General features: G+C 57.5%; 8 protein-coding genes and 1 riboswitch. All 8 genes read left to right on the forward strand.

Going from position 1 to position 8,073, the window contains the following annotated elements; genetic code table 11:
- Positions 1-37: 37 nt before the first annotated feature.
- The 8 genes from CODIS_RS17840 (at position 38) to CODIS_RS17875 (ending at position 7,949) form a co-directional block, all read left to right on the forward strand.
- Positions 38-799, forward strand: a complete 762-nt coding sequence (locus CODIS_RS17840) for a class I SAM-dependent methyltransferase (RefSeq protein ID WP_069127667.1) — start codon at positions 38-40, stop codon at positions 797-799.
- A gap of 241 nt (positions 800-1,040) precedes the next feature.
- Positions 1,041-1,682 (forward strand): hypothetical protein, encoded by a 642-nt coding sequence (locus tag CODIS_RS17845; protein ID WP_069127670.1) that lies wholly within the window; start codon positions 1,041-1,043, stop codon positions 1,680-1,682.
- 8 nt (positions 1,683-1,690) lie between these two features.
- Positions 1,691-2,221, forward strand: a complete 531-nt coding sequence (locus CODIS_RS17850) for a hypothetical protein (protein ID WP_069127673.1) — start codon at positions 1,691-1,693, stop codon at positions 2,219-2,221.
- Positions 2,222-2,328: 107 nt separating this feature from the next.
- A riboswitch (cobalamin riboswitch) is annotated at positions 2,329-2,566 on the forward strand.
- A gap of 35 nt (positions 2,567-2,601) precedes the next feature.
- Positions 2,602-4,569, forward strand: a complete 1,968-nt coding sequence (locus CODIS_RS17855; protein WP_069127681.1) for a TonB-dependent receptor — start codon at positions 2,602-2,604, stop codon at positions 4,567-4,569.
- Between the two features lie 2 nt (positions 4,570-4,571).
- Positions 4,572-5,399 (forward strand): ABC transporter substrate-binding protein, encoded by an 828-nt coding sequence (locus CODIS_RS17860; protein WP_069127685.1) that lies wholly within the window; start codon positions 4,572-4,574, stop codon positions 5,397-5,399.
- Positions 5,399-6,400: a FecCD family ABC transporter permease gene (locus tag CODIS_RS17865; RefSeq protein WP_069127687.1), complete on the forward strand. Its 1,002-nt coding sequence runs from the start codon at positions 5,399-5,401 to the stop codon at positions 6,398-6,400. Before CODIS_RS17860 ends, CODIS_RS17865 begins: the two co-directional genes overlap by 1 nt.
- Positions 6,397-7,185, forward strand: coding sequence for an ABC transporter ATP-binding protein (locus CODIS_RS17870; protein ID WP_069127691.1), 789 nt, complete (start codon positions 6,397-6,399; stop codon positions 7,183-7,185). Before CODIS_RS17865 ends, CODIS_RS17870 begins: the two co-directional genes overlap by 4 nt.
- 305 nt (positions 7,186-7,490) lie before the next feature.
- Positions 7,491-7,949 (forward strand): toll/interleukin-1 receptor domain-containing protein, encoded by a 459-nt coding sequence (locus CODIS_RS17875; RefSeq protein WP_069127695.1) that lies wholly within the window; start codon positions 7,491-7,493, stop codon positions 7,947-7,949.
- Positions 7,950-8,073 lie beyond the last annotated feature (124 nt).

Raw genomic sequence — 8,073 nt, forward strand, 5'->3', positions numbered from 1 at the left:
AATCGAACCACGGCCTATTTCAGGGATTGGCGTCAGCGTGAAACTGTTAAATCATATAAAAAGGATCCCTCGGTGTATTCGCGAAAACGGCATTGCAAACTTTGTCATCTACCTGATGACAACCACACTGCTCACAAGCTTCAGCTGGCTACTGATCCCCTTTAAGAAAAGAATCGACACAGATTCCTTCTACCAGGTTTTCAGCCGCTTCATTGAATCGGTCAACGATATGGAGCAGGCGACGCTACTTGAGATCGGATCGAGAAACGTGACCGGCGTGGTTTGGCGCGAGGTATTCAGTCCAACTGTCAACTATACAGGAATGGATATCCACCCGGGCGAAAACGTCGATGTGGCCGGAGACGTGCATACACTCTCATCGCTTCTTCCCGGCGAGCACTACGATGCCGTCTTTTCGGTATCGGTGTTCGAACATCTGGCCATGCCCTGGAAAGCGGCGCTCGAAATCAACAGAGTCATGAAACCCGGCGGTCTGCTCTACATATCCACCCATCCGGCCATTCCCCCCCATGAGCTGCCCTGGGACTTCTGGCGCTTCTCCGGGGAGACCTTCAAAATCCTGCTCAATGAAAGCACCGGATTCGAGATACTGGAATCGCAGGAGGGGACTCCGGGTCGAATCCTCTCCCTCTCCCGTGATCACACCACAGCCAGCACACATCGGTTTCCGATCAATCAGAGCATCGCCATACTGGCGAGGAAAACCGGCGCTCCCGATCCGGGACTCTCCTGGGATATCCCTGTTTCAAGCCTACTTCAGACAGACTACCCCAAATAGCAGACAACCGGATCCGTCTCAGTTCGAAAATTCTGACTCTTTTGACCCGGCTTGCATTTCATATTCGTACAGCGCACGGGCTGAGATTATAAGTTTCTATATATATAGTTGATACCTATAGATCCGATAACAATTAGCTCTTTGACTAATAGCTGACCATTACAAATACTTTTTTAAACGGCAATAAGTCAGCATAGATCGATCATAATCTAGAAGTACCGGTGGATCAGGGGGAGGTTTCATGAACAAATTAGCGGTTCCTGAAGTAGCTCCCGATATAGAGACTATCTGTAGCCTTGAGACGGTCTTGCGCGAGTGGCTTGCGGTAAAAGAGATCGTGATTATCTGCGGCAAGTGGGACCACGGTGCGATCTCCGAGATCATCAGCGATGGCAAGGCATGGCTAACTGAAGCCGCCTATACGGGCAAATTCGTCGATCTCAGGGATCTACGGGTTCGCGGTGAGCACCACCATCTCCACATTGATCTTGGTAAGTTCAGCCATGTGGAATACGCGGTCACGCCCAGTGTCTGTTACGGATGGAAGCCCTCGTTCGAAGTCTTTCTCGTTGGCGATCACGGTCCTGGCAATTTCGCTGTTTCGGCCGGGCGGCCCTACCGAAGACAGGCACTCAACCGACCCCTGGTAAAGGCATTTTTTAAAAGGTTCATGGATCACAGACAACGTTTCGGAGACGCTATCCAATGGTCGGCGACAGGTTATGGATGCGGACCCGAATCGTCAGCCGTGAACGATTGCTGGCATGAAATCGGCAGCTGCGCCCTTGAGATGATCCCGGAAGAAGAGCGCACTGACTTTTTCTTCGACAATAAAAAACCCTGGGAATCCGTCCAGGATGTCATGGGGCGACTGGCAGGATAGATAGAACAATGAACCAAACAACATCATATGAGCCGAACCCGGAACCGATGGACCCACAAGCCGAACCCTGGGTGGCAGAGATTATGCGCGAGACACTCAAGCTGCGGGATGCTTCACTGGTTATCTGCCGTCCAAAACTGATCATCGAATTCAAGACCGAGGATCTGGGACGCGGGCTTCAATATTTTACCCACGACGGGCATGAAACCTGGCAGATTGGTGAATTTCGCGGTCACCATTGTCATGTAAATCTCGACTCCATCGAACAGGTCGTGTTCGAGGCGGCCCCTGTCACCTGTCAGGGCGGGCGACTGAATTACACCGTCTGGTTCATGGTCGGCTGGGAGTGCGAGAATCCTTTTCGCAAGGGAGGCTATCTTTCGGTTACACTCAACTCACCCTACACCAAGGCAGGTGATCCCAGGCATGAGGTCATCGATCCGGTAATCGATCTCTATCGCCACTATCAGGATCATCAACATGTGCATGCGGAGGAGGGATTCCTCCAAGCCATGACCCAAGCCCACCCATTGCAGTAACCCGGTTGTATTCCAAAGAAGAGACAACTGACTCCGTAACGATTTTTCGAATAAGAGGAAGCGCTGGCATATATCCTATACCTTGATTTTTTAGCGGTATAACTGTACTTTCCCTGCCTGCTGAAGGTACCCGTCCATGGTGACGGGAGAGCCCCGCGGCGGCAAAGCCGCCAACGGGGTAAACGGGAAGCAGGTGAGAGACCTGCACTGCCCCCGCAACGGTAAGCAGATCAAGACACCGCATTATGCCACTGTGATTACACTCCATGTGCATGGGAAGGCGCCGGTGTCGGGTGACCCCACCAGTCTGTAAGTCCGGATACCGGCCTTCGCACCCCTATCCACCTCGACGACGCGGGTGTGCGTCCCATGGAGACTCAATGAAACGTTTAGTACTACCCATACTGGTACCCACCGGTTTTTCCCTTTTCCTGTCGACTCCCGGCCTGGCTGTGGAGACCGAGCTTGCCTCCATCCTGGTCAGTGCATCGCGCACTATCCAGACGAATCCCTTAACCAGCTCGGTTATCAGTGTCATCACCCGGGAGGAGATTGAGCGGAGCGCGGCCCAAAATCTGCTACAACTGCTGGGCGGGCATAGCGGCATTCAGCTCACCAGCCTCTACGGCGACGGCAGCAAGGCGACCATCGATATGCGCGGCTTCGGTCCCAGTGCAGGGGCCAACACCCTGATCCTGGTGGATGGCCGGCGCCTCAATAACAGCGGCGACCGGGCCGCGCCCGACCTCAACAGCATCGACCTGCGCCGTGTCGAACGCATCGAAATCGTCCAGGGCAGTGCCGGCACCCTGTATGGCAACCAGGCAGTAGGCGGCATGGTCAACATCATCACCCGCCGGGCGGACGCGTTCAGCGTCAAGCTTGCCGCCGGCGCCGGCAGTTATGATGGATACGATCTCTACGCCGATCTCGGCAACCGCCTGGAGAACGGCTTGGCCTATCATCTCTCCGCCAGGCACCGGGAGAGCGACAACTACCGGGAGAACAATCAGACCGAGCGGGACGACTACAACCTGCGTCTCGACTACCGGCACCCGCAGGGTGAGGTCTTTTTAGAGCATCAACGAGTGGACGACTACCAGCAGCTACCGGGCTCTCTCTTCGAAGCAGAGATGGAGCAGGACCGCAGGCAATCGATTGCCGCCTATAGCGGAGACTTCAGCGATCTGGAATCGGATATCAGCCGTATCGGTCTGCAGCAAGAGCTGGGCGGCTACTGGTCCTTCGAGGGGGAGGTCACCCGGCGCGACGACCAACGTAGTTTTCAAACCAGTTTCCGCACCACGCCGGACTCGGTTTCCACCCAGGATCGGGAGGTCCTGGGATTCAACCCACGGCTTATCGCCATCTTCCCCTTCGCCGCCGGGGAGGCGACCTTCACCGGCGGCGCCGACCTGGAGCGTACCGACTACGCGCTGCAGACCAGCTTCGGCCCGCAGCTGCTGGATCAGTCGGTGAACGCGTACTATCTGCAATTGACGGCACCCATCACCGGCTGGGCCTCGACCACGGTGGGGTATCGCCATGCAGAGGTCGAGAACGAAATCGACAACGGCAGCGGCAGCGGGGTCGACAGACTGGATGACAGCGTCAACGCCGCCGCCCTCGGCTTCAACTTCACCCCCGCCGAGGATCTGCGTCTCTTTGTCAGGCTCGATCAGAACTACCGCTTCGCCACCGTCGATGAGCACACCAATGTACTCTTCGGCCAGCCCGTGGGCATCGAGAACCAGACTGGCACCTCCTATGAGGCGGGTGTCGAGTGGAGCCGGCCCGAACTACGCACCCTGCTGCTGCTCTACCGCCTCGACCTGGAAGACGAGATCAGCTTCGACGCCACGGGTTTCGTCAATACCAATCTGGATGAGACCCGGCGCAAAGGGGTTACCCTGGAGAGCAGCTGGCGGGCCTATCCCACCCTGACCCTCGGCGGCAGTCTCAGCTATACCGACCCGACCATCACCGACGGCGCCTTCAAGGGCAATCGCATCCCCCTGGTGGCGGCCCGCTCGGCCCGCCTCAGCGGTGACTGGCGGTTTTCACCTCAATGGAGCCTGGTGGGCGAAACCGTATTCACCAGCGAGCGCATTGTCGGCGGCGATTTCAGTAACGCACTGGCACGTCTTCCCGGATTCGGGGTAACCAATGTGAGCGCTCACTATCGTCATGAGCCTTGGCATCTAAGTCTGCGGATAGACAATCTCTTTGACAAGGAGTACGCCAACTCCGGCAGTGCCGGCTTCGACGCCAGCTTCAACCAACAGGCCGCCTTCTTCCCCGCACCGGAGAGAAACCTCTGGCTGGCCCTCAGCTATCAATTCGAGTGAGCATGAGATCCACGGCGATCGGACTGTTTCTGTTACTGCTGACCTCGCTGGTGGCAGCGACAGAGCTGCCCCCTCGCCGTGTGGTTTCAGTCAACCTCTGCAGCGATCAGCTGCTGTTGTTACTGGCCGGCCCCAGGCAGGTGGCATCGGTCAGCCACCTCGCCACCGAGCCGGCAAGCTCCTTCGTCGCCGAACAGGCTGCCCGATACCCGTTGAACCATGCCCGGGCCGAGGAGATCATTCGCCTCAAACCCGATCTGATTCTGGTCACACCCCATACCAATTCTCGCCTGCGCACGACCCTCGAGCAGCTGGGCTACCCGCTGCACCGGCTCTCCCTCGGCAACCGAGTCGAGGATATCATCGGCGATATTCGCCAACTGGCCGCCCGGTTGGGGCAGGTTTCCCGGGGAGAGTCGCTGATTGCACGGATGCAGCGTCGACTGCAATCCGATCTCCCGGATGTTGCCAAGCCACCCCCCACGGCGATCTTCTACCAGCCCCGGGGCTACACCAGCGGCAGCGACACCCTGCAGGACGAGGCCCTGCGACTCGCGGGCTGGAACAACCTGGCCGTGCAACAGGGGGTCAAGGGCTACGCCCCTGTCCCGCTGGAGGAGATCCTGCGCTGGCGACCCGATACCCTCTTCACCTCCGCCTATACGAAGACGGGCGACTCCCTGGCGGAGAGACAGCTGCGCCACCCCGCCCTGAACCGCCTGTTGGCGAACAATCCCATGGTGAAGATCCCCTACAAGTACTGGATCTGCCCCGGGCCGATGCTGGCCGAAGCGGTGGAACTGTTACGTGAAGCAAGGGAGGAGGATTGATGGTCGCCGCAATCCGACAACACCGGCTACTTTACTCCCTAGGCGGCGCCATCGTCATCACCGCCCTGCTCTCCCTGACCATCGGCAGCCAACCGCTGCCGCTGATGCAGGCACTGCAGGAGAGCTTCGGCGACAAGCCCGGCGTCTACAGCCTGATCCTCACCGAGTTGCGCATCCCGAGAACCCTGGTCGCCCTGCTGGCCGGGGCCTCCCTCGGCCTCTGCGGTGCGGTGATGCAATCCCTGCTGCGCAATCCCCTCGCCAGCCCCGGCCTGGTCGGCAGCGCCAGCGGCGCGGCTCTGGGTGCCGTGATCACCCTCTACTTCGGCGTCGCCGGTCTCTTCGCCTTCGCCCTGCCCATGGGGGGCATGGCGGGAGCCCTGCTGGCGACCCTGACGGTCTACCTCCTGGCCGGTCGCGACGGGGGCACCCTCACACTGATCCTGGCGGGGGTCGCGGTCAACGCCTTCGCCCTCGCCCTGGTCTCCCTGCTCCTCAACCTGGCCCCCAGCCCCTACGCGGTGCAGGAGATCGCCCTCTGGATGCTCGGCTCCCTGGCCAATGTCAGCCGCAACGAGCTGTGGATTCTCCTCCCCGGCACCCTGCTGGGCTGGCTGCTGATCTGGCGCCAGGGCCGCCCCCTCGACCTCCTCACCCTGGGGGAAGAGACCGCCAGCTCCATGGGCGCCGACCTGCCCAACCTGAGAAGACGCCTCTTTCTCGCCGTCGCCCTGGCAGTGGGATCGGCCATCTCCGTCACCGGCGCCATCGGCTTCATCGGCCTGGTGGTGCCTCACCTGCTACGCCCCCTGGTGGGCTACCAGCCCAGCCGGCTGCTGATCCCCAGCGCCATGGGCGGCGCACTGCTGCTGATGCTCGCCGACATGGGGGTACGCCTGCTGCCGGTGCAGGGCGAGATCAAAGTGGGTGTGGTCACCTCCCTCATCGGCGCCCCCTTCTTCCTCTGGCTGATCCTGCACCACAGAGGTCGTGGGGCATGAGTCTGCTCTACGGCGAGTCGCTCTTTGTGACACGGAACAACCAACCGATTCTGCAGGACGTGGATATCGTCCTCGAGCGGGGAGAGATGCTGGGCCTGATCGGTCCCAACGGCGCAGGCAAAAGCACCCTGCTACGCCTGCTGGCCGGTGTGATCGAGGCGGACACCGGCAGCCTCTCACTCAACGAGACACCCATCAGCTCGGTCCCACGCAGCGAGCGGGCGCGGCGTATCGCCTATCTGCCCCAACTGAGCGAGATCGCCTGGCCCATGAGCGTGGAGCGGATCATCGAACTCGGCCGCACCCCACACCTGGAGCCCTGGCAATCCGTGGGAGAAGCGGACCGGGAGATCATCGAGCGGGTAATCTGCCACACCGACCTGCTGGACTTCCGGGAGCGCAGTTTCAACACCCTCTCCGGCGGCGAGCAGGCCCGGGTGCTGCTCGCCCGCGCCATGGTCACCGAGCCCGACATCCTGCTGGCGGACGAACCTGTCTCCGCCCTTGATCCTGCGCATCAGCTCGATGTTATGAACCTGCTGAGACAACACTGTGAGAGTGGGCACTCTGTTATTGTTGTTCTGCATGATCTCAGTCTCGCTGCGCACTATTGTCATCGGCTCCAGCTTTTGCATCATGGGATGACGCTTGCGGAGGGTTCTGCGGAAGAGGTGCTCAATGAGAAGAATCTGGCGGATGCTTATGAGATTGAGTTGACCAAGGCGAATGGGAAAGCGTTGAAGCCGACCAGTTTGCCTTGGCGGCGTCTATACAGGTTATATTGATGGAAGGACCGCTAGACCATTACCTCATCAAAGGCAAAAGTACGCTATAGAACTGGAATTTATTTCCTCAAGATTCTGTTTTTGCCAGGAACTCTGATAACCTATCTTTAAATAAGGGAATCCTCATTGGTAGGACGCTATTTCCATCAGACCTGATCCACGACTACCAGTTATCTCTCGATTCCCTGACGAGGAAGGAGATGAGAACTTTTTTCCGCATAACAGATTATTTGGGCCGTCGGTATAGGTCATTATTTGTAGCGGCCACACAATCCGCTGTTATATAACAAAGAGGTCAAAAAGGAATGTCAGATGTATTTATAAGCTACAGCACTAAAGATGAAAAAATAGCTCAATTTATGCACAAGCATTTAATTGCTGAAAATGTAAAGACGTTTCTTGCATCAGTATCAATTGAGCCAGGCAAGGAGTGGTCCTCAGAAATATTAAACAATCTAAAAACATCTAGTTGGGTATTTTTTCTTGCCAGTAAAAGCGCATGCGAATCGCCGTTCGTACAACAAGAACTTGGGGGAGCGCTATTAACTGATAAAAAAATTGTTCCAATTGTCTGGGATATGCCACCGTCCAATCTGCCAGGGTGGATTTCGAAGTACCAGGCACTAAATCTCTCTGGCATTACAATTGATCAAGCAAAAGAGAGAATTAGTCAAATTGCATCAAAAATAAAATCAGATAAATTTGTAGGCGGTCTTGTGGTAGTGGCCATGATAGGTGGTCTTATCTGGGCATACAGAAAATAGATTGTTACATAAATCGGGTAAGGGCGGGTCTCTAACCCGCCCTCCCTACACCACCTAGCATGCGGGTCCGCACTAGGCGGTTCATCAAGCATAGTGAAACTTAATCCATAGCTCCCTGACAGAG

Origin of the sequence: Candidatus Thiodiazotropha endolucinida, assembly GCF_001715975.1 — a bacterium.
Classification (GTDB): domain Bacteria; phylum Pseudomonadota; class Gammaproteobacteria; order Chromatiales; family Chromatiaceae; genus Thiodiazotropha; species Thiodiazotropha endolucinida.